The 22,293-nt window shown below is 62.1% G+C and carries 19 protein-coding genes; 7 read left to right on the top strand and 12 right to left on the bottom strand.

Annotation, left to right across the window (positions count from 1 at the left end):
* The first annotated feature begins 613 nt into the window (after positions 1-613).
* Positions 614-1,222, top strand: coding sequence for a methyltransferase (locus tag VMH22_11285; protein ID HTW92280.1), 609 nt, complete (start codon positions 614-616; stop codon positions 1,220-1,222).
* Positions 1,223-1,281: 59 nt separating this feature from the next.
* Here the strand turns inward: VMH22_11285 and VMH22_11290 are convergent, their stop codons facing one another.
* Together VMH22_11290 and hutU are read right to left on the bottom strand one after the other, a co-directional pair.
* Positions 1,282-2,715: a hypothetical protein gene (locus VMH22_11290; GenBank protein HTW92281.1), complete on the bottom strand. Its 1,434-nt coding sequence runs from the start codon at positions 2,713-2,715 to the stop codon at positions 1,282-1,284.
* Between the two features lie 10 nt (positions 2,716-2,725).
* Positions 2,726-4,465: a urocanate hydratase gene (hutU, locus tag VMH22_11295; GenBank protein ID HTW92282.1), complete on the bottom strand. Its 1,740-nt coding sequence runs from the start codon at positions 4,463-4,465 to the stop codon at positions 2,726-2,728.
* 317 nt (positions 4,466-4,782) lie between these two features.
* Here hutU and VMH22_11300 point away from each other — a divergent pair, with 317 nt between their 5' ends.
* The 5 genes from VMH22_11300 to VMH22_11320 all read left to right on the top strand — a co-directional run bounded on the left by VMH22_11300 (position 4,783) and on the right by VMH22_11320 (position 10,771).
* Positions 4,783-5,958, top strand: coding sequence for a GWxTD domain-containing protein (locus VMH22_11300; GenBank protein ID HTW92283.1), 1,176 nt, complete (start codon positions 4,783-4,785; stop codon positions 5,956-5,958).
* Positions 5,959-6,028: 70 nt separating this feature from the next.
* Complete coding sequence (locus VMH22_11305) at positions 6,029-7,330, top strand: GWxTD domain-containing protein (GenBank protein HTW92284.1); 1,302 nt, start codon at positions 6,029-6,031, stop codon at positions 7,328-7,330.
* Between the two features lie 107 nt (positions 7,331-7,437).
* The gene (gene ricT / locus VMH22_11310; protein HTW92285.1) at positions 7,438-8,235 is read left to right on the top strand and encodes a regulatory iron-sulfur-containing complex subunit RicT; all 798 of its coding nucleotides are present in this window, start codon (positions 7,438-7,440) and stop codon (positions 8,233-8,235) included.
* Positions 8,232-9,527 (top strand): phosphomethylpyrimidine synthase ThiC, encoded by a 1,296-nt coding sequence (gene thiC, locus VMH22_11315; protein HTW92286.1) that lies wholly within the window; start codon positions 8,232-8,234, stop codon positions 9,525-9,527. The genes ricT and thiC overlap by 4 nt, the downstream gene beginning before the upstream one ends.
* A gap of 146 nt (positions 9,528-9,673) precedes the next feature.
* Positions 9,674-10,771, top strand: a complete 1,098-nt coding sequence (locus VMH22_11320; protein HTW92287.1) for an alanine--glyoxylate aminotransferase family protein — start codon at positions 9,674-9,676, stop codon at positions 10,769-10,771.
* A gap of 46 nt (positions 10,772-10,817) precedes the next feature.
* Here VMH22_11320 and VMH22_11325 read toward each other — a convergent pair whose 3' ends face one another.
* The 6 genes from VMH22_11325 to VMH22_11350 form a co-directional block, all read right to left on the bottom strand.
* Positions 10,818-11,429, bottom strand: a complete 612-nt coding sequence (locus tag VMH22_11325; GenBank protein ID HTW92288.1) for a CDP-alcohol phosphatidyltransferase family protein — start codon at positions 11,427-11,429, stop codon at positions 10,818-10,820.
* A complete protein-coding gene (gene recN, locus VMH22_11330; protein HTW92289.1) occupies positions 11,422-13,182 on the bottom strand; it encodes a DNA repair protein RecN in 1,761 nt (586 codons plus the stop codon). The genes VMH22_11325 and recN overlap by 8 nt, the downstream gene beginning before the upstream one ends.
* 143 nt (positions 13,183-13,325) lie before the next feature.
* Positions 13,326-14,171, bottom strand: coding sequence for an NAD(+)/NADH kinase (locus VMH22_11335; GenBank protein ID HTW92290.1), 846 nt, complete (start codon positions 14,169-14,171; stop codon positions 13,326-13,328).
* Entirely contained in the window at positions 14,168-15,013 is an 846-nt protein-coding gene (prmC, locus tag VMH22_11340) for a peptide chain release factor N(5)-glutamine methyltransferase (GenBank protein HTW92291.1), read from the bottom strand. The genes VMH22_11335 and prmC overlap by 4 nt, the downstream gene beginning before the upstream one ends.
* 108 nt (positions 15,014-15,121) lie before the next feature.
* Positions 15,122-16,195: a peptide chain release factor 1 gene (gene prfA, locus VMH22_11345; protein HTW92292.1), complete on the bottom strand. Its 1,074-nt coding sequence runs from the start codon at positions 16,193-16,195 to the stop codon at positions 15,122-15,124.
* A gap of 248 nt (positions 16,196-16,443) precedes the next feature.
* Positions 16,444-17,184 (bottom strand): toast rack family protein, encoded by a 741-nt coding sequence (locus tag VMH22_11350; protein HTW92293.1) that lies wholly within the window; start codon positions 17,182-17,184, stop codon positions 16,444-16,446.
* 182 nt (positions 17,185-17,366) lie between these two features.
* Here VMH22_11350 and VMH22_11355 point away from each other — a divergent pair, with 182 nt between their 5' ends.
* Positions 17,367-17,705, top strand: coding sequence for a cupin domain-containing protein (locus tag VMH22_11355; protein ID HTW92294.1), 339 nt, complete (start codon positions 17,367-17,369; stop codon positions 17,703-17,705).
* A gap of 131 nt (positions 17,706-17,836) precedes the next feature.
* Here the strand turns inward: VMH22_11355 and VMH22_11360 are convergent, their stop codons facing one another.
* The 4 genes from VMH22_11360 to VMH22_11375 form a co-directional block, all read right to left on the bottom strand.
* Complete coding sequence (locus VMH22_11360; protein HTW92295.1) at positions 17,837-18,502, bottom strand: nitroreductase; 666 nt, start codon at positions 18,500-18,502, stop codon at positions 17,837-17,839.
* A 246-nt stretch (positions 18,503-18,748) separates the two neighbouring features.
* A complete protein-coding gene (locus tag VMH22_11365) occupies positions 18,749-19,417 on the bottom strand; it encodes an O-methyltransferase (GenBank protein HTW92296.1) in 669 nt (222 codons plus the stop codon).
* A gap of 351 nt (positions 19,418-19,768) precedes the next feature.
* Positions 19,769-20,143, bottom strand: coding sequence for a Rieske (2Fe-2S) protein (locus VMH22_11370; protein HTW92297.1), 375 nt, complete (start codon positions 20,141-20,143; stop codon positions 19,769-19,771).
* Between the two features lie 276 nt (positions 20,144-20,419).
* On the bottom strand, positions 20,420-21,442 hold the full coding sequence (locus VMH22_11375; GenBank protein HTW92298.1) for a hypothetical protein: 1,023 nt from the start codon (positions 21,440-21,442) through the stop codon (positions 20,420-20,422).
* Positions 21,443-22,293: the final 851 nt, after the last annotated feature.

Here is a 22,293-nt window from a genome sequence, read left to right on the forward strand (position 1 = left end):
GGAGAGACTTTGCTAGAGGTTCTGCCAAAGGAATTACCATAGGCATTGCCAGAGGCAATACCAGAGACCGGGGGAAAGCCATTACCAGAGGCACTGCCAAAGCCATCGGGGAAGGCTCGACCAAAGACTCTGCCAGAGGCAATGGCAGAGGCTGTACCGGAGGCATTGCCCGAGGCTCTGCCAAAGGCTTTGGGAAAGGTACTGCCAAAGGTATGGGCAGAGCATCCCCCAGACCGGCCCTCGGGTGGTCAATCAGCGATTCTGCGAAAGTCCCTTGCACATTTCGGCTTTCTCAAGCGTATCTATGTATGAGACGGAAGGAAGGGATCAAGGGATTGAGGGATCGAGAGATCGAGTGGCGGGCACCGGATAAGCCAGAAGTCAGAAACCAGAGACCAGAATGCAGAAGTGGAAGAGGAAACGGATCGAGGGAGAGAGTAGCAGGCACCCGACAAATCAGAAGTCAGAAACCAGAAACTAGAATTCAGAATTGCGGGTGGAGCTGCAAGACGTCTGACCGCAGCAGTCCAGGACCTTGGCGCTCTTGGCGGTTTCTCTTGGCCCTACTTGTGCTTGAGCTTGCAGCTTGGGCTGAAACCGGCTAGATTGAGCCGTGTTCGGTAGGTTTCTGTTCCGTTGGCGTGGCGTCATCGGATTCGTCGCGTTCGGCGTCGTGTTCTGGCTGGCAAGGCCGACGACGAAGTCCTGCCTGCTCGGGCTCCCTGTGGTCCTCGTTGGTCTTGCGACTCGGTTCTGGGCGTCAGGCTACATCGGAATCGAGGGACGGGTGAGGGAGATTGGCGGACAGACGGAGGAGAGAGGAGTGAGGAGGGAGGATGGAGGAACGCCGCGCAGAAGGATCGTGGCCGGACCCTATCGAATCCTCAGGCATCCGTTGTACATCGGGAACTTCATGTTGGTGGCAGGAATGCTTCTCGCGCTGCGGCCGGCGGTGTGGATGGGAGCGGTTGTGCTCGCTGGGTTCTTGGTGGAGTACTCGCTGATAGTCGGGGCAGAGGAGAGGTATCTGGCAGACAGGATAGTTCAGAATCCAGAAGTCAGAAACCAGAATGCAGAATTCCAGATAGTGGTCAGCGGTAGGCGGGAAGCGGAAAGCGAGTCGTTTCTCCTGAGCCGTGCACTGGTTGAGTGGCGGACGTGGGTGGTGACGGGAGTAGGGTATGGCCTTGCGTTGGTGAAGGCCTTGTTGGTTAGGAGTTAGCAGGTAGCAGTCAGGAGTTGGGACTGCTAACTTACTGACTCTTAACTGCTAACTGAGCCTCAGCGGCGCGGCAGGATGTCGAACTCCGCCGTCACTGAGGCATGGTCGGACGGGCTGTTCGTATTGGCTATGTCTCGCACGCGACTGGTGAGCAGGTATGGGCCGGGTTTGAGGTCCATGGTGTGGACCCGTTCGACCGCGACGCCGGTTGGGCCGATTCCGTTCACGAAGCGTCGTGACACCGGCAGCACCGCCTTCTCGCGCGTTTCCCGCTGGACCAGTTCGTAGTTAACCTCGGCGCTGTGGTTTCCGGCCGAGTCCTGGTCGAGGTGGTATATCTCATAGAGGACGTAGAATGACTGGCCGCTGCGTACGCGCGGTACGACGAGCGGAACCGCACGCGACCAGTAGAGGCGACTGAATTGCGGGCTCTGAGTAGTGGAATCAACCAGCGAGTAGAACAGGACGTCGGAGGCGGGCTGATCCCGGCGCGCATACTCAATCAGGTTCAGGTTCTGAGTGCGTCGCGACGCTGTCCGGCTTTCGTTTGCGACGGCTGTGACGGTCACTGTATAGACGTCCGCGGGCAGCCTGAAGACCTCGCGGCCCACTGCAAAGTCGACTGCGGCCGTGTCCAGCGGAGTCCTACAGGTTACCCAGTAGGATTTGTGCACGCGCGTCCCCTTGGACTGCGGGGTGATGTCGATTGCCATGTTGATGAGGGGCTGGGTGTCGGACGGGAAAGCAGTCGCGATTGTACGCACGGGAATGCCGAACGCGAGTTCGACTTCAACCGTGTCCGCGTTCTGTGCGAGCCGGCCGAGTGAAAGCTCAAGGCCGAGCGGTTTGGCGTCGTCCCTGAACGATGGGGCGTTCCGCTCGATGTCTACCGCTTCGAGGGCCGGCATCACCGTTCGGGGACCGTAGCGGCTTTCGCCGACTTCCTTGAACGCCGTGCCGGTCCGCACGAAGTCGAACTGACGGCCGAGGGAATCGTAGGACCAGATTTCCGCCGGGTTGACGAATGTCCGGGTCGTCTCAGTCTGAGCGGCCCTGGGTTCGTATTGTTCGCGGTGGGCAGGGCCGTACCGGATGTACGTCAGGACGCGGTCGTCGTTCAGCAGGTCGGTCGTCCCGAAGTACATACGGGCCTCGATCGCGCGCTGACGGTAGAAGGCAGAAGGTGAAAGGAGGATGGAGGAATGAAGAGTGAGGACGGAAGTAGGAGGAGAGCCAGGCAAGGGAGGCGGATTGCGCCAGAACCAGTCGAGGTAGTTCGCCCTGTCTTGCGGACTGCCTGCCGACGCATAGTGCTGCGCCGCGCCGGGCGCCAGCGCCGCGAGGACGAGGTAGTTCAGCTTGTCATCGTCGGACAGGGCGTCGGCCGGTGACAGCAGCCGGACCTGGGAGCAGCTGAGGACAACGAAAGTGCAGAATGCAGAAGTCAGAATCCAGAATGCAGAATGCGGACTGCTGCCGGCCGGAGTCGACATCGGGAACCGTTCAGTCCTTGAGCATCGGCAGGTGCACGCCTTTGGCGCGGGCGACGGCCTGCGCGTCTTCGTAGCCGGCGTCGGCGTGGCGGGCGACGCCGGTGCCGGGGTCGTTCAGGAGCACGCGCTTGAGTCTTTCGTCCATTTCCGGCGTGCCGTCGCAGACGATGACCTGACCGGCGTGGATTGAGTAGCCGATGCCAACGCCGCCGCCGTGGTGGATGGAGACCCAGGACGCACCCGAGGCTACGTTCAGCATCGCATTGAGCAGTGGCCAGTCGGCAATTGCGTCAGAGCCGTCCTTCATCGCCTCGGTTTCGCGGTTCGGTGACGCGACCGAACCGGTGTCGAGGTGGTCGCGACCGATGACTATCGGCGCGCTGATTCGGCCCTCGCGAACAGCCAGGTTGAAGGCGAGTCCCGCCCTGTCGCGTTCGCCATACCCGAGCCAGCAGATACGACTGGGCAGGCCCTGGAATGGTATCTCGGCGCCGGCCCTTCTTATCCAGTTTACCAGTGCCGCATTGTCCGGGAAGAGGTCGCAGACAATCCGGTCGGTTTCCGCGATGTCCCTGGGGTCGCCGGAGAGCGCTGCCCAGCGGAACGGACCTTTGCCTTCGCAGAACAGCGGACGGATGTAGGCCGGGACGAAGCCGGGGTATTTCCACGCGGATAGGGTTCTAGGGGTCAAGGGGTCAAGGGGTCCAGTGGAGGAGGCGCGGATTTCGGATTCGGGGAGGAAGCCGCCTTCGACCGCTTTGCCGCGCAGGTTGTTGCCGTAGTCGAAGGTGACTGCTCCCATTGACTGGAGCTGGAGCATCAAGCGGACATGGTCGGCCATGGTGCGGTAGGATGCCTGTTTGTATGAGGCCGCGTCTGTCTTGCGCAACTCTACAGCCTTCTCGAACGGCATGCCGTTGGGCACGTAGCCGTTCAGTTCGTCGTGGGCCGAGGTCTGGTCGGTGAGCAGGTCAGGGACCACCTTGCGCTCGACCAGACGGGAGAGGAGGTCAACGATGTTGCCGGTCCAGGCGATGCTCAATGCCTGTTTGCGGGTCCGGGCGTCAAGGGCGCGGTCAATCGCCTTGTCGAGGTCGGCGGTGTTCTGGTCGAGATAGCGGGGCTTCTTGCTGGCCAGTCGCCGAGCAACACGCGACGGGTCCACCTCGGCTCCGAGGTAGGTGGCGTTGGCCATGGTGGCGGCCAGCGGCTGCGCTCCGCTCATGCCGCCGAGCCCGCCGGATACGACCAGGCGGCCGGCGAGGTCAGACGTGCCGAAGTGCTTGCGGCCTGCCGCTACGAATGTCTCGTGCGTGCCCTGCAGGATGCCCTGTGTACCGATGTATATCCAGGACCCTGCCGTCATCTGGCCGTACATGATGAGTCCCGCTGCTTCCAGTTCGTCGAAGTATGGCTTCGTGGCCCAGTGCGGAACAAGATTGGAGTTGGCAATCAGCACGCGCGGGGCATGAGGCCAGGTGCGGAAGACCGCTACCGGCTTGCCGGATTGGACCAGCAGAGTCTCGTCGTTCTCCAGTGCCTTGAGTGAACGGACGATAGCGTGGAAGCAGTCCCAGTTGCGGGCGGCCCTGCCGGTGCCGCCGTACACGATGAGCTGCTCCGGCTTCTCGGCGACCTCAGGGTCGAGATTGTTCATCAGCATTCGCAGGGCGGCTTCCTGGTGCCAGCCCTTGCAGTTGAGGGACGTGCCCCGCGGGGCTCTGACCGGCGCGTAGTCTGTGTTGTTCATCGCGTTGATACTCCTGGGTCAGATTATCCGCAGTCACGCCAATGTCAATCACCCGTTGATGATCAAGCGTTCCCCGAAAGGGATCGCGGTTGTCCAGGCCCGAACGTCGGGTCTATGTTGAGTCGAAGTCCGAGTGACGAAGCTCGAAGTCCGATTGAATCCCGAACAAAGAAGAATGGCCAATTCGGGTTTCGGACTTTGCCCGTACTCAATCGTCATTCGAGTTTCGGATTTCGAGTTTTCCCCGCACTCAATCTCTGATTCAGCGCAGGTTCGGTCGCTTGACTTTCTGAAGCGTACGCCTACACTTAACGCCGATGTGGTTCATCCCGCTCCTGCTCGCGCTCGCTCTCCCGGTTGAAGGGGAATTGAAGGTGAGGCTGGAGCAGTCTGTCTACCCGACTGACGACTCGACGACGATGCTTGAGATATCTTACGAGATTCCGAATACTTCCCTGACTTTTCTCCGGCAGGAGAGCGCATTCGTTGCCAGATATCAGGTATCCGTCCAAGTATCGGACAAGCGGCGGGACATAGTGGCCGGCGACATCTGGCAAAGCGCAGCCAGATTCAAGGAGTATGGGCCGACAGTGGATCAAGAGTCGGTCGAAGCCGGCGCAGTCAGCCTCACGATTCCCAAGTCTGCGATAGACGCACGGGTCGGCGTCAACGACCTGGAAAGCGAGCGGTCGGCATTGGCCACGTTCAGGATTGAACGACCGACCGGCGGCCTGATTGTCAGGTTCTTCCGGGCGGGCAAGCCGGCATCGGTTAGAAAGTACGGAATCGGCGACACGCTGGTGGCCGTTGCCGAGGCGGTGAACTCGCAGAGCCGGTTCGACAGTTGCAGGTTTGTGGTCAAACATGAAGGCCGTGCGGTGACCGGCGCGACGCTTCCGGCAAGGACGGGCGACGAGGGCGGACGGACCAAGGTGTCGGCGCGGTTTGAGTTCCCGATTGGTGACTCGACCAGCGTGGCGCGACTGGGTGGCGGGGACTACACACTCGAAGTCGCGAGCCTGGGTGCGGGTCAGCCGTTGAGCGCGACCACCGGGTTCCGAGTCGACGTGCCATTCTATCTTGATGATTCGGTCTACGTGGACAAGGTCAACCAGCTTGTCTATGTGGCGACTGATGCGGAGTCCAAGCACCTTCGTTCGGTCCCGCGCGGAGAACGCAGGCAGGCATGGAGCGACTTCTGGAAGAAGCGAGGGCCGTCGCCGACCAGCAAACTGGGCCTGACTGAAGAGGATTACTTCGAGCGGATTCAGTACGCGCAAGAGCACTTCGTGCACGGTGACCGGGGATATCTGAGCGACCGCGGCCATGTATACGTCCTTTATGGTCCGCCGGACCAGATTGACTCGCGGCCATTCGAGATTGACTCCCCGGCGCAGGAGGTCTGGTACTACTACCAGGCGAGCAAGCAGTTCGAGTTCGTCGACAAGTACGGTGCGGGCGAGTTCGTACTGGTGAACCGCGAGGAACTCTAAGAATGGCGAGAGGCGGCAGAGGTTTTGGAGTTCCGACCGGCGGCCGGCGTTCGGTGATCGGGGGAAGAAGATGAGTGCTTGTTTCGCGTTGCTGCTCGCTCTGACCGGGGCGGTCGATTTCGGCGCCGACTGGTCGGCATTCCGGGCCGGCGGGGATTCCAGCCGGGTCGATTTCTTTTACGCGATACCCTACGACCAGCTGCTGTACACGCAGACCGACAGTGGTCTCGTCGCGCAGTTCAGCGTGGGCCTGGATCTGAAGGGTCTGGACAACAGCTTCCACCAGTCCGGCACTGTTTTCAAGCAGGCTCGGATCAAGAGCTTCCAGGAGGCGATGTCGGCTCGGCGGAGTTTCGCGGACGGATTCAGCGTTACCACTCCGCCGGGAAAGTACCTGTTCAAGATCGCCGTCGCCGAGACGAGTTCGGCCGGACGGACTGAGGGGGCGCGCGAGGACACGATTGTGCTCAGGGGTTTCACCGGCGGGCTCGGCCTGAGTTCACTCGAGGTGGGTTCTACCGCTCTGAACGACAGTGCCACCGGAGCAATCTCGGTCTTGCCTAACCCCACGCGAAGGTTCCCGGACACCGGACTCGAGGCACTCTACGTCTACTATGAGGGGTACAACTTCAGTCCCGACAGCAATACCTATCTGGTCAAGGCGGCGATCATCCGCAACCGTGGCGGCAAGCCTGACACCGTGGTCAGGACCCAGCCTTTGACCAAGCCCAAGCACGGCGCCAATGTGGCGTACGCGCTCGGCGTGAGCGTGGCCGGCGTCGAGCCGGGAGCCTACACGTTCGGGCTGCAATTGACCGACGTGGCCACCAGACAGTCCGTGACCGGGAGCGAAGGCTTCGTGCTCGGTTCGCCGGCTGCGGAGCCGACCGCGGCCAGTTTTTCGCCTGACAGTCTGAGTCCGCTCGAACAGCAGTACTACGATTCGCTCCAGTATCTGGCTACGCCCCTCCAGGTCGCGTATTACAAGCGTCTGTCGGATGACGGCAAGCGGGCATACCTCGCGAAATTCTGGAGCGTGCGCGACCTGTCGGAACTCACCCGGCGCATAGTGACAGCGGACGGACGGTACCAGCGGCCGAAGATGGCGGGGCACAGCACCGACCGGGGACGGGTTTACGTCAAGTACGGTGAGCCGGATAAGGTCGACCAGAAAGTGATGGAGGCCGAGACGCGCCCGCGTGAGTACTGGCACTACGACGGCACCGGCTACTACTTCATATTCATTGACCTCCGCGATGACGGGAATTACCGGTTAGCCTGGACCAATGCCAAAGGTGAGCCGAAGACGGGATACGAATCCTATTTGACCGCGGACGAGATAGACCAGTACAATACCGATGAGAGCAAGTGAGTCGTCGACGATGAGTGGCCCGGGGCCGAGAGCCGTACGGCCTATGGCCGGTCGCACCACGGCGGCACCGGCACCGGAGCTGAAATCGAAGGCGCCAGGAATCTGACATGGCAGTGGTTTTGGTAGAAGTTCATCCATTCAAGTCAGAGTTGTGCGAAGTGCCGGCCGGTCTGGTCGTCCGTCCGGGGGACACGGTAGTCGTCCAGGATGAGGACGGTGAGGACGTCGGTCGGGTCATTTCGTACGAGGACTCGGACGAGAGCCGAAGCGTCATAATGCGCATGGCCAACGCTGATGACCTGAGGCGGCGACAGGAGCTCGACGGCGAGGCCGGCAAGGCGCTCGCGATTTTCTGCCGGCTTAAGCAGGAGCACGGGCTCGGGATGCGGGTCGTGGGCGCTCACTGGCGGCTCGACCGGAAGAAGATCAGTTTCTTCTTCGCGTCCGAGGAACGTTTCGACTTCCGGGCGCTGCACAAGGCGGTTTCAACCGCGCTGGACTCACGGGTGTCCATAAAGCAGATCGGCGTTCGCGACCACGCCCGGCTGCTCGGCGGACTGGGGCCATGCGGCCGGGACCTGTGCTGCCGAAGTTTCGTGCGCGAGTTGAAACCGATTGCGCTGCGGATGGCACGGCAGCAGAACCTGTTCGTCGAGCCTTCCAAGATCTCCGGCCTGTGCGGCAAGCTGCTTTGCTGCCTTGCCTTCGAGGATCAGAGCTACCAGCAGTGGTTGAAGGAAATGCCGTCCAACGGAAGCACCGTGGAGACCGGGCGCGGGTCCGGCGTCGTCACGGGGCACGATGCAATCAAGCGGCGGGTCACCGTCCGCTACGGTGACGGGTCCGAGCAGTCGGTCGCACTGGAGGAACTGGTGCCGGTTCCGACGGCGGGGCATTCAAGATGAGTCGGACTGGCAGGCGACCGGACTGGCTGGCCAAGGTGGCGGAACGGGAGCGCGTGAGCCCCGCGTTGATCGAGAAGCATTTCACCGAGGGCAAGGTCGTGGTCCTTCGTTCCAGGCACAGGGAAATCGAGCCGCTTGCCTTGGGCAAGGGCATGACCGTCAAGGTGAACGCCAACATCGGCACGTCACCGGATACGAGCGACCTCGCCAGCGAACTCGCCAAGCTGCAGGCGGCGGTCGAAGCGGGCGCGGACACGGTCATGGACTTGTCGGTCGGGGGGGACGTCGATGAGGTGCGCGCGGCGGTGATCGCCGAGTCGCCGATCCCGGTCGGCACTGTGCCGGTGTATCAGACCGCACTCGACGCCCGCCGCAAGGGCAAGTCGTTTATCGAGGCCACCGGTCGGGAAATACTCGCCGGCGTCGAGCGACACCTGAACGACGGCGTCGACTTCATCACCGTCCATTGCGGCATCAACCGCAGGAACGTCGATATCCTGAACGAGGCCGGGCGTGTCTGCGGGGTCGTCAGCCGGGGCGGGTCGATGACCATCGAGTGGATGCGGCGCAACCGGAAAGAGAACCCGCTCTACGAGTACTTCGATGAATTGCTGGCAATGGCGCGGGACCATCGAGCCGTGCTTTCCATCGGGGACGGGCTGCGGCCCGGGGCCCTGGCCGACGCTACCGACGCGGCCCAGGTGACGGAGCTTATGACTATCGGCGAATTGGTGCAGCGGGCCCGCGCGGCCGGCGTGCAGGCGATGGTCGAGGGGCCCGGTCACGTGCCGCTCGACCAGATCGAGGCAAATGTGAAGCTGGAAAAGGCGATATGCGACGAAGCGCCTTTCTACCTGCTCGGGCCGCTGGTGACCGACGTGGGCTGCGGCTACGACCACATCACCGGTGCCATCGGCGGCGCGCTGGCGGCCTGGCATGGTGCTGACTATTTGTGCTACGTCACGCCGTCCGAGCACTTGGGCCTGCCCGGAATCGAGGACGTGCGGCAGGGGGTAACAGCGTCGAGGATTGCAGCCCATGCCGCGGACGTGGCGCGACATCATCCCGGAGCGATGGAGTGGGACCTCAGGGTGTCGCGGGCAAGGGCCGCGCTTGATTGGAAAGCGATGATTGCCGGCTGCGTTGACCCGCGGCGCGCCGAGGCGGTATTCTACGCCGGTCGCTCGCGCACGGACGGCGCGTGCACGATGTGCGGTGAGTTCTGTGCGATCCGGCGGATGTCGGAGTCGACCCGAAGTCCAAAGCCCAAGGGTCGCAAAGGCGAAAGATGAAACAGAGGTCAAGCTCGTATGACAAAACTGGAAGTCCGATTGAATCCCGAATGAAGGAAAGTGGCCGATTCGGGTTTCGAGTTTGCCGCGTTCATTCGTCATTCGGATTTCGAACTTCGAGCTTATCATTTAGGAGGTCATGATTCATGGTTAAGCCCAGCTACAAACTCTACACGCCCGGGCCGGTGGACGTACCGCTCGAATACCTGAAGGAACTCTCGAGCGGCCTGGTGTATCACCGCGAGGCATCGTTCTCCGCCATACTGGAGTCGGTACGCAAGGGACTGCAGAAGATCATGCTCACGAACGGCGAGGTCCACGTGTTGACCGCGTCCGGCACCGGGGCGATGGAAGCCGCCGTCTCGAACCTGGTCAGCCCTGACGACAAGGTGCTGGTCGCGACGGCGGGGCGGTTCGGCGAACGGTGGCGCGAGATGTGTCTGAGGTTCGGTGCGTTCGTGGACGAGTTGAACCGGCCCTACGGCGAATCGATTCCGCCCGAGGAGCTGGAGCGGAGATTGGTGGCCAACGACTCGGCCCGGTGCGTCTTTACGACCCTGACCGAGACCTCGACCGGCGCGCTGCATGACGTCAAGGCGTTCGGCGACATCTGCCATCGGCTGAACCGCATACTCGTGGTCGACGCGGTCGCCGGGCTCGGCGCCGACGAACTGCGGATGGACGACTGGCACATCGATGTAGTGGTCGGCGGGAGCCAGAAGGGTCTGGCAGTACCGCCCGGGGTTTCCTTCATCGCTCTGAGCCAGCGCGCCGGCGAGCGGGTCGATCGGGCAAAGGCCCCGCGCTACTACTTCGACCTGCGCATTGCCCGGCGTTACGCTGCGAAAGGCCAGACGTCATGGACCCCGGCCATCTCGATTGTCTATGCCCTTGATCTCAGCCTCAAACGTCTGAACAAACTGGGCATGCCGAAGTACTGGAATGCGCACCGCCAGATCGGCGACATGCTGCGGGCCAAGGTTGCGGAAATGGGCCTGGGGATCTTTCCCACGCGGCCTTCAAACGCGCTCACTGTCATCAGAATGCCCGAGCGCGTGGACGGCGTGAAGGTCGTCGATATCTGTAAGAAGCGCAACAAGATACTGCTCGCGAACGGCCAGGCCGATCTGCGCGGCAAGATCGTCAGAATCGGGCACATGGGGCCGGTGACCAAGGCCGAGATGACAAAAGTGTTCGGCTGCTTCCAGCGCGCGCTGAAACAGGTCCGCGGCCGCGCCAAGTAGACTCGACTTCGTATCGGAATCCCCGCCCGGGCTTGAGCCCGGGCGGTTACTGTGATTCCTCGCCGGGGAGGCGGAAGCGTCCCATCCGGCGCAGGAAGAGGGTGACGTAGTTCAGGAACGAAACGACAACCAGCACGGTGACGACCGAGTCCACCGCTGACTTGTACTTCATCAGCGCCGGCACCTCAAGGGTGTAGAAGACGATCATCAGGGCGAAGGTGCATCCGGTGATCTTGCCGACGACGTCGGAGGAGACAAACGAACCCTTGTACCTCATGATGACGCCGCTGCCGGCCAGTATCAGCAGGTCACGCAGGATGACCGCGGCGGCAAGGAAGAACGGGAGGTTGCGGAGGAACATCAGCGTCACCAGCACCGAGCCCACCCAGACTTTGTCGACCAGGTGGTCCAGCACCCGGCCGAGGTTCGACACTTGCTTGAGCTTGCGGGCCAGGTAGCCGTCGAGCGCGTCGGTACACCAGGAGACGGTCATGATCGCCACCGCGGCAGCGTTCTGGCGCTTGAAGAGCAGGAGCAAGACAACGGGCAGCAGCACAATGCGCGACACACTGAGTATGTTGGGGACGGTAACGATCCGGGAGGCGGTCGTGTGGCCGTTCTTCCCCTGTTCGGACGGTGCGGATGAGTGGTCAGTCACGTCGTGAGCCAGCAGATTCGAGCATCTCGCGAGCGTGGGCGAGGCCGGCCTTGGTAACCGTCGTGCCGCTGGTCATGCGGGCGAGCTCTTCGACCCTTGCGTCGGCATCCAGCGCGCGGATGGACGAGGTGGTCCGGTTGCCGCGCACCGACTTGGCGACGAGCAGGTGACGTTCCGCATACTTGGCGATCTGAGGGAGATGCGTGATGCAGATAACCTGGTGGGTCTTCGCCAACCGGGCAAGGCGCCTGCCCACGGACTCCGCGACCTTGCCGCCGATGCCGACGTCGATCTCGTCGAACACGAGTGTCGGCACAGGGTCCGCCTGGGACAGTACGCTCTTCAATGCGAGCATGACACGCGAAAGCTCGCCGCCTGAGGCGACCTTGCGCAGCGGGCGCAACTCCTCGCCTGGGTTGGCCGAAAAGAGGAACTCGACTGAGTCGACTCCGGTCGGGGTCAGGCCGACGGGATGTCGATGAGTGAGGTCAGAAGGGTGAAGGCTGGAATCCGGATTTCCAGGCGCTCCCGTTTCTCTTTTCTCTTCTGACTTCTGACTCATGTTGACTGTGAGCTGCGCCTTGCCGAGTCCCAGGGCCTCGAACTCGCTGCTCAGCCGTTGTTCGAGCTCGGACTTGGCCTTCTTGCGTTTGCGGGACAGCGATCCGGCGCGAGCCATCAGGTCCTGTTCGATGGCGGTCAGTTCCGCCGTCAACTCTTCCCGGTGCGAGTCTCCGCCTGCGATTGAGTCGAGTTCGGTCTTGAGCCGTGCTTCCAGGGATGCAAGCTCGTCGGCGTGCAGTCCGTACTTACGCTCCAGCCTCTCAATCAGGAAGAGGCGTGTGTTGACCTCGTCCATCCGCTCCGGCGAGAACTCGATGGACTCGCGGTAGCGGACCAGTTCGCGCCACAGGTCGTCGGCACCGGCTTTGGCATCCTCCAGCAGCGCTCGGCGCTCAGCCAGTTTGGGGTCGAGGTCGGCGAGTTCCCCCAGCGTCTTGCCGGCGACGCCAAGCATACCGATGATGGAGCCTTCCTGTTCCGAGAGCAGCTCTTCGAGTTGCCGCGCAAGGGTGAATCTCCGTTCCGCCGTTTGCAGCAGGTCCCGCTCGCGGCTCAGTTCCTCGCGTTCGCCGGGCTTCACCTGCGCGCCGCTCAGCTCTTTGAACTGGAACTCGGTCAGGTCGCGTCGGGCCGTGCGCTCGGCGAGTTCCTTTTCGAGGCGCGCGAGCTCGGCCGACTTCTCTTCGAAGGCGCGGAACCGCTCGCCAAAGTCGGAGCGCTCGGGATTGAGCCCCGCGTACTCATCCAGGATGTCGAGGTGGACCTCCGGCTTCAGCAGCAACTGGTGCTGGTGCTGTCCGTGCAGGTCAACGAGGCGGTCGCCGAGCTTCTGCAAGGCGGCGACCGTGATGCCTGAGTCGTTCGCGTAGGCCGCGCCGCGGCCGTTTCGTTCGGTGCGCCGGCGCAGCATGAGCAAGGGCAGACCCTCCTCGGCCGGCGGTATTCCCAATTCCGAGCATTCGCCGGCCAGCCTCTTGTCTACCTCGAATCGGCCCTCGACCTGTGCGGTGTCGGCGCCGGTGCGGATCATGTCGGCATCCGGTTTGTCGCCGAGCAACAAGGTGAGCGCGCCGAGGATGATGGACTTGCCCGCTCCGGTCTCACCCGAAAGCACGTTCAGGCCGGGACTGAACTCGACGGTCAGGTCGTCAATCAGGGCGTAGTTCTTGATTCTGATCTCAGAAAGCATGAGCAGAGGCCAAACTCGAAAGATGAAACTCGAAGCCCGATTGAAGCCCGAAAGGAGAGAAATGGCCGGTTCTGACTTCGGGTCTACCCCTCATGGACTCGTCGTTCGCGTTTCTATCTTCTCTCTCTTTTCTTCACCCTTGCCTAAAGGTGGCTGCCGGTCCACTTCAGCTTGTCGCGCAGAATCTGGAAGTAGGTCTTGCCTTTGGGGACTACGAGGCGAATGGTGAAACCGGCGCGCCGGATACGGAGCGGGCGGCCGGGCTTGATGTTCCAGCGCTCCTGTCCGTCCAGATTGAGCACGGCCGATTCGGACCGCTTGCTAAGCGCGAACTCGAGCCTGGCGTCGGCCGGAAGTACCATCGGCCGCGATGCGAGCGCGTGCGGGGAGAGCGGAGTAAGCAGAATAGCCTCTATCGTCGGATACACAACCGGGCCGCCGGCTGCCAGCGAATAGGCAGTGGAACCGGTCGGTGTGGCCACGACCACGCCGTCGCCCACAAACTGCGTGACCAGCACGCCGCCCGAACTCGCCACGAGTTCGATGGCGCGGTTCGCCGAGCCCATGTTCACGGCGATATCGTTCAGCGCAAAGCCGGTCCTGCGGCCATAGCTGCATGCAAGCACCATGCGGCGTTCCTCGACGTGCTCGCCGCGGCAGAACTCCTCGATGCCGGTCTGCGCCTCCCGGGTCGAGAACTCGGTGAGGAAACCCAGAGCGCCGAGGTTCACGCCCATGATCGCGACATCCCGGCCGCCGACCAGTCGCGCCGCCCGCAGCAGGGTACCGTCGCCGCCGCATGCAACCACGAGGTCGGCTCCGTCTACAATCTTCCCGTTCTTTGCGGTGCCTCCGTACAGCACCGGTTCATGCCCTGCCAACCGAAGCCAGCGTACCAGCTCCGGTACCAGCTTGGTCGCGAGCGGCTTGCTGCGGTTGACCATGAACACTATGCGCTTGTGGCGGCGGGGCACGTGTTTAGCCTTCACTTTGTGAGGAAAGCGTAGCGGATTCTGCCGGCGTCGTCGCGCTCGACTTCCGCGGTCGGAGCCAGTGCGCGTACGACTGCTTCATGAGTTGCGTCAATCTCGATGGCCAGCAATCCCCCGGGTTTGAGCAAGACCGGACCATGTTTGAGCAGCATCGCGACAATATTATCCCCTTTTTGCCCTCCATCAAGTGCCAGCCGCGGCTCCCGGCGGACATTCGCCTCGAGTCGCGCCAGCCGCGGCGTCGGCACGTATGGAGGGTTGGATACGAGCAGGTCGAGTCTGCCACACAGACGCGCCAGGGATCGTTCCGTGAAGCTTCTTGCGCGCAGCAGCCGAATCCGTGTAGCAAGACCGTACCTTGATACATTCCGCGTAGCGACAGCCAGAGCTGCCTTCGAGGAATCAACTGCCATAATCGTCATCTCAGGGACAGCGCGGGCCAGCGCAATGGCGATACATCCCGACCCGGCACCGAAGTCCAAAGCGAGAAGCTTACGGCTGACAGCTTGCAGCTTACAGCCGGATCGGATGCGAGACAGTGCACGCACGACCAGTTCCTCTGTTTCCGGCCGCGGTATCAGAACCCGATGGTCAACATAGACATCGAAACCGAGGAATGGGGCAGATCGAGTAAGGTACTGCACCGGCTCTCCGGCCTTCGTGCGCGCTACCAGCCGGCGGAACCGTGACGCCGTCCGTGCTGCAATCGCCGGGCCGAGGTACAACTCATGACGCGACACATTGAGCAGGTGCGTCAGCAGAAACTCCGCCTCCGACCGCGAAATCAGGGCAGACGCTTCAGTCAGTAGCTTCGGGGCCGGAGGTTCTGTCTTGGGCATCTTGCTTCCAGCTTCTCGCTTCGACCCGTTACGCGTCTTTGCGTCTTTGTGCTGGGATTCCGAGGCTTGGCGTTCTTGGCGGACTTGGCGGTTTCTGTCTCGACCCGCTCACTCGATTGCGGCTTCGGCCTCTTCCAGTGCCGCGAACAAAGCGTCGAGGTTGCCCTCGATGACCGAGTCGAGGTTGTGCACAGAGACTCCGACGCGATGGTCGGTCAAGCGGTTCTGCGGGAAGTTGTAGGTACGGATCTTCTCGCTGCGGTCGCCCGCGCCGATCTGCTTGCGCCGGGCAGCGGTGGTCTTCGATTCGTCCTGAAGCCGCCTGGCCTCGAGCAGGCGCGCGGCGAGGACTTTCATCGCCTTTGCCTTGTTCCGCTGCTGCGACCGTTCATCCTGGCACTGAGCGACCAGACCGGTAGGAATATGAGTGATACGTACGGCCGACTCGGTCTTGTTGACGCCCTGACCGCCGTGGCCGCCGGCGCGGTACACGTCCACGCGCAGGTCTTCGGGGTTGATGTTGAGTTCGACTTCCTCGGCCTCGGGCAGCACCGCGACAGTGACCGTGGATGTGTGAATCCGGCCGGATGCCTCGGTCTCGGGCACGCGCTGGACCCGATGGACTCCGCTCTCGAAGCGGAAGTAGCGGAACGGTTCGTCCCCCTCGACGGTGAACGTTATTTCCTTGAATCCTTTCAGTTCGCTCGGCCGTGAATCCAGCACCTCGATCTTCAGGTTGTGGTTCTCGGCATAGTGCGAGTACATCCGGAACAGGTCACCCGCGAACAATGCGGCTTCCTCGCCGCCGGCAGCGGCCCGGATTTCCACGATGCAGCCCTTGTCCCAGTCGGGCGAGCGCGGACGCAGCACCGCCTCGAGCGCGGCGGCCAGCTTCTCCATGCGCTGGCCCAGGTCGGCAAGCTCTATCTCCGCCAACTCACGCATCTCGGCGTCGTCAGCTTCGCGGGACATCGACGTGGCATCCTGCAGCTCCTTTTCCAGCCGTTCGTATTCACCCAGTTGCTCAAGCGCCGCCTTGCCCGCCCGGTACTCGCGGGTCAGGCTCCGCAGCAGCGGAATGTTGGAGGTTACCTTGGGGTCGCCGAGCTGCGTTTCCAACTCCGCTGCTCGAAGGCGCATCGGTTCCAACCTGCGTTTGAAATCGAATGAAGGTGTGAGCATAGGGGAGAGGTTGTCGGGCTAGAGCAGGGCCGTGCTATCCGACAAGGGCCAACGCCGGCTTGCGACTGACAAATGCCCGGATTCGGGAATCATCAATCTGGAATCGCAAATCTGCAATGGGTCGGCCACGGGCCATTATCCCGGGCTTTCGGCTTCTGTCAACAGGCGCGCAGTGGCTGGGGGTCGGGGGGCAGGGCTTGGATTCAGGCTCTGGGTCCGGTCTCGGTCCCCGGTCCCCAGTCCCTTGGTCAGATGCCTCCGGCGGTTGGCCCGGCAAGTCGAAGCTCGACCGCGCCGATGCCGCCCTCGACTTCGATGCGTAGCGAGGTTTTGGTCTTGCCCCAGACGTCGTTGACCCAGGCGTCGCCATCTGCCTTGAGTCCGCTCGCGTCCACGTGGCCCAGACCGGCCTGGGCTGTGACCCGAACCCCGACGTCGGTGGGCAGGATGAGCGTCAGCTTGCCGACCCCGGCCTTGATGGTAGCATCGAGGTCCGACGTTCGCGGTCCGGAAAGGTCGACCGAACCCTCGCCTACCCCGGCAACGAGATCCAAGTGGTGCACGTTGACGCCGTTAAGGTCTACATCACTCTTGCCCACGCCCAGGTTGATTTCCAGGTTCATTGGGATGGTGCGATTGAGCCTAAGGTTCCAGTCGTATCGCACATTGCCGGGCCAGGTTGCGCCGACGACCCGCGACGGCTGCTCAACGGTCAATTGGCCCTCGCAGTCCTCGACCTTGTACGACAGCACCGGCTTCCAATCAGGGATGTTGTACTCAAAGCGGGCATCGAGCAGGCTATCGGCGCCGCCCTCGATCTTCAGCTTGCCGACTCCGATCGTGATGGAAGCGCTGGCCGTTTCGGCGCTGCCGAGCCCGACCTTCTGCTGCAAGGTTACGGCCTTTCCCGGCTTCGGGCTCGGAAGGTAGCAACCGGCGACGGCCAGCACGAGCACAGCGACGAACAACAACGAGACGTTTCTGGTCATGATACTCCTCTGCAGTTCGCCAGATAGGACGAGCCGACTCACTCGGATGTTGCAGCTGCGTTTCGTGCGACGTTTCACGTTGACCGTCCCGGGCAGCGACATCCGGGCAGAAGGGAAATCCGTGTCCATCCGTGCTGGTCTGTGGTTCTTCCTCCCAGGCCTTACTCGTGTTAGAATGGCTCATGATGACAGGACATTTCACCGAGGTCAAGGAAGACAAGCCATCGATGCCGGACATGCAGGCTACAATCCGCTGGCTGATTGCCGCGAAGGACGGTGCTCCGAACTTCGCCATGCGGGTCATCGAAATCAAGCGCAAAGGGGAGAAGATACCGCTTCACCGCCACGACTACGAACACGAGACGTTCGTCATCGAAGGCGAGGGCAACGTGCTCAACCCGGGCGGAGTGAAGCCGGTTGCCTACGGCGACTTCGCGTACATTCCCGCCGGCGAGGAGCACGGCTTCGAGAACACCGGCGACAAGCCGTTCCGCTTCATCTGCGTGATACCGGTGCAGTAGGCGCCGTCAGCCGTCGTCTGCCAACGGTAAGCTCATCCAGATGCAGGCGAACGGGCTGCGTTTTGTGGGCTGAGCCCCGCCCTCGAACCCCGGGAGTCAGAGCAGCACGGCAGGCCTGCGGGCAGCGAGGGTCACAGTCCTTTCATCCGCACGACATCTTCCAGCGGGCGGCGGGTCGTACGAAGCTGATTCTGCGGTGCCTGTGGGTCACGGTGGCCCAGGGCGATGCCGAACAGCACCAGCTGATCTTGAGGAATGCCAAGCTCGGTCCGGATCAGGTCAGGGTAGGACGCGAGCATGACCGCCGGGATTGAGTCGACGCCGTGCTCCTGCGCCGCGAGCATGATGCTCTGGGCCAGCAAGCCGATGTCAAAGAGCGACCATGTCGAAAGCCCCCGCTCCATACACAGGTACACTACTACCGGAGCTCCAAAGAAACGGTAGTTCCATTCGGCCATCACCTGCCTGGGGTACTTACCCGCAGTCCCCGGCGCGGCCAGCCGGGTTCGCCCCGCCATCAAGGCTTCCATCCGCTGCTTGGAGGCCTCGGGCCACTGCGCTGGCGCGGGCATGTCCAAGGCTCGTGGCTTGCCTTCGTGGAAGCGGTCCAGGAATCCCCGACGCAGACGTTCCAGCGGCTCGCCGGCCGCGATATAAATCTCCCAGGGCTGCGTGTTTGCCCACGACGGCGCGCGCGTCGCCGCCTCCATGATTGCACGGATGGTCTCACGGGCAATCGGGTCAGGTTTGAATGCTCGGATGCTGGCACGCGAATTCAACGCATCGGTGACGTTCATAAGACACGCTCCTTTGGTTACAGGACGCTCCTTAGACCGGCACGGGTAACCTGTCGGTTCACACGCGGGCGGGCATGTCAATCAGGGAGAGGGACCAGGGATTGGGGGCTGGGGACTAGGGATTGGCCTACGTGCAACGGCTGGCGGCTTGCGGCTTGAGCTGGTGCTTGGGCTGCGACGAAGCCGTACTCCCTTGACGCACTCCGGATTAGGAATTGGGAAGTGTCACCCTCTTGCCGAACGCAGCTAGGCGACGACGAGCGCGAGCGTGAAGCCATCGTAACCCTTCGCACCGACGGTCTGGATGGTAGTCGCGCTCACGCGCGGTTCCCTGGCGATGAGTTCATTCAGCCGGCGCACACCCTGCACGTTCGGGTCAGTGCTCTCGCCGTCTATCACGGCCCCCTTACGAACTACGTTATCCACGATGATGACACTGCCCGGCCGCGTCAGCCTGAGCGCCCACGCGAAATAGTCGGGATTGCCCGTCTTGTCCGCATCGATGAAGACAAGGTCGAATGGACCGCGTCCTTCGGCGGCGATTTGCGGCAGCACGTCGAGCGCGCGGCCGACGCGCAGGTCTACGAGCGAAGTCAGCCCGGCCCGCGCAATGCTCTTCCCGGCCACGGCCGCGTGCTTCGGGTCAACTTCGACGGTCACAAGCCTGCCTCCCTCGGGCAGTGCCCGCGCCAGCCAGATGGCGCTGTAACCGCCGAGAGTCCCGATCTCCAGGATGTTCCGTGCTCCAATTGCGCGGGCAAGCAGATGCAGCAGCTTCCCCTGGCTGGGTGAAACGCTTATCCGGGGCAGCCCGGCGGCGTCGCTCGCGGCGAGGGCCTCGGCCAGCACCTCATCCTGGCGAACGACCATGCCATTGACATAGCCGTCGACCGAGGTCCAGAGTTCCTGGCTCATGAACTACTCGTCCTCAAACTCGGGGCTCGCATCGCCAATCTCGCCTCGGCCAAAGTCGAACGGGATTCGCCTGACTCGGTCACGGCCGGATTCTAGGACTGGCGGGCGCGGATGTCAATCAGGAAGAGCGACCAGGGATTGGGGGCTGGGGATCAGGGGCTCGCGAGTGGGGACCGGCCAACAGCAGCGGGCGGCCAGTGTTCTCTGTCAATCTACAATCGTCAATCCAAAATCAGAAATTCCTTGGCTTGCGGCTTGTGCTTAAGGTGCGACGCAGCCACACTCCGTTGACGCGCCTCGTATCAGGAATTGGTAAATGCCCAGCTATCCCCAGAAGTTACCATGGGCAAGCTACATGTCGATCAGGATGTCGTCGGACTCAACCTTCACGCCATATGTTCGAAGATCCTTGCCGCCGTGGCCGGTCGCCATCTTCACCAGCGTATCCACATTCTTGACGAGCCTGCCCGTGGTCACATCGTACCTCGCGCGATGCACAGGACATACGACCTCGCTCTTCTCCAGCTTGCCGCTTGGCAGATAGCCGCTCATATGCGGGCACAGCGCCTCAACCGCATAGAAAGTGCCATCGACATTGGCCACGAGGACCTGCCTACCCTTCACGGTGAATCCTCTCATCTCAGTCTTCGGAACATCAGTTGTCTTGCATACCTTTTCCACTGCCATTTCCTCCTCTGGTTTCCGGGGTACATCGCTTAACTCCATGTCCGCTAATCGCGGATGGGGCTGAAAAGCCGCCGCGAGGATTGTAGGTAGAGCCGGCCCGTATGTCAAATCAGCGGGGGAGAGCTGACGGTCTGAAGCTCGTGGCTTGTGGCTGTGACGAAGCTGCACTCCTTTGACGCGCGTCCGAGCCTATTCATTATTGTGTCCCCGGTTCTCCCGGCTGTGCGCTACCTGACACGCGTCGGACCAGGAATTGGGAGTGTTCCCGTTTTCCCCTGTTTTCCCACGCGCGACGTCTCCCTGCCGTGCGTCCTCCTAGCGCTCCGGCGACCGGTTCCTTTGCTCCGCCTGTTCAGCTTTGCTCCGGTCGAGAGAAAGGCCCACTTGGTAACAGAGCGCGACAATATCCACCGATATGCACGCGCCCGCCAGTACTGCCGGTATGACCGAGAGGCCGTGCGGGTCGTTCTTGAGGTCGTGCGACGAGAACTCACGGCCGAACAGAGTGGCATCCGCCACCGCGCCGAATAGGAGTCCCGTTGCGATAGCCGGAATAACACTTGCCGCGACGAGGCTATTTCGATTCCACGTACTTTCGACTGCGGCGAGGGGCGGCATGGGTTTACGGTCCTCGACGGCGCCCAGCGCATACCCAACCGCCGCGCCGGCCACCGTGGCGCCGATTGAGGTCGCCAGTAGCACAGGCACATCGACACCGTAGACCGGCGGAATGTAGACCCGGCCGCACTCAGTCACCTCATAGTGGCCGGGTTGCACGAGAGGATAGCCGGTGTACGCTCCGATGCAGCCTCCCACGATCGAGCCGCAGGTTGCGCCGTGCAGACCATAGTCAAGTCGGTGCTCGCCGGTGACTGTCCGCGGGTGCGGCTTTGGCAAGGCCTGCATTTGGGTCGGCGTGCCTTCCGTGCTGGCAAGCGGGCGCTCCTCAATTGCCTGCCAGAAAGAGGAAAGGACCTGGGCCGAGGTCGAGTCGGACTGCTGCTGGCTGGTAACGTATTCGCGGTTGTTGATGATGAACCGGATACGTTGCAAGTCGCCCGGCGCGACGCGGTAGAAGACCTGCTGGGTTGTTTCGCCATGCGCGGTAGTGACCCGGGCAAGGACTCCGCTGCCCGGCCACGAAATGAACACGGCTTGCTGAAACCCGGTGGTGTTCGGGAAGAGGTCGAAGCTATCGCGCTCGGTCCGGTCGATCGTGTCGCCAACAGTGTTGCTCAACCGTACGATAACCGGCACCTGCGCCTGTACAGTCGCCGCGAACGGCGCGAGCACGAGCACAAGCAGGAGCAGCAGCCAAGTGCAGCGAGGCCGTTCCACTCAGAGCATCCTGTAAGGTAGCTTCAGTCTTGTCAACTCTGGAAGAGAGAGAGGGAGGAAGAGAGGAAAAGGCAAGAGCGGGACACTTCCTATACTTCGAGTCTCCATCGATAATTTGACGAATCCCAGGTTCATCAGGTGAGTATGGTAACTCCGGTTAGGTCCTTGTCAAATCTCGAATCGCGGCGGCGTCGTGGCTGGAAACGGAGCCTGGGAGGAAGCCTGGCAGGAAACCTGGGCGAAAAGAAGGACACCTCACTTATTTCTGACCTCCGTCAAGGACAGAGGAGACTCAATCCTGATTAGGGCTCTGGGACACCAGGTCCTTTGTGCACGGCAAGTCGCGCATCGAGCGGAGTCCATCGCGATTCCCGGTTGGCGACTTCTGCAGAAAGCGTTGCCCCCCCCGGCTTCCCCGGTGCGCGGGAGGAGCAGTCCTCCAGTCGCACCGGCGGGCAGCCCCGCGGTCTTATTGGGGAGTAGTCCCATAGTCTCACCGGTGAGCAGTCCCGTGGTCTCACTGTGGAGCAGTCCCGTAATTTCGCTGTGGAGCGGTCCCGAAGTCCCACGAGGGAGCAGTCCCATCGGCTCCCAAGGGAACAACTCTCCAGAGCCCCCCGGGGGCGAGGGGGTGGGCAGCGGACTGTCTGGCATATCTTGCAGTGGGTGAGAGTGTTAGGCGCGTTTCCGCACTGACAGCGGGTTGTAACGAAGGGCAAGCGTGGCGGAAATGCCGTTGAAAGTGAGCGCGGCTAGTGGTTGCGGATGAGTGAGTTAAGTCTGTTTTCTCTGCTGTATTCTCGTGCATGGCTACCTTGCATGAGAAGTCGACCTGCTGTCGAGCGAAGGTG

This window comes from bacterium (assembly GCA_035505375.1).
GTDB lineage: Bacteria > Hydrothermota > Tepidihabitantia > Tepidihabitantales > Tepidihabitantaceae > UBA2258.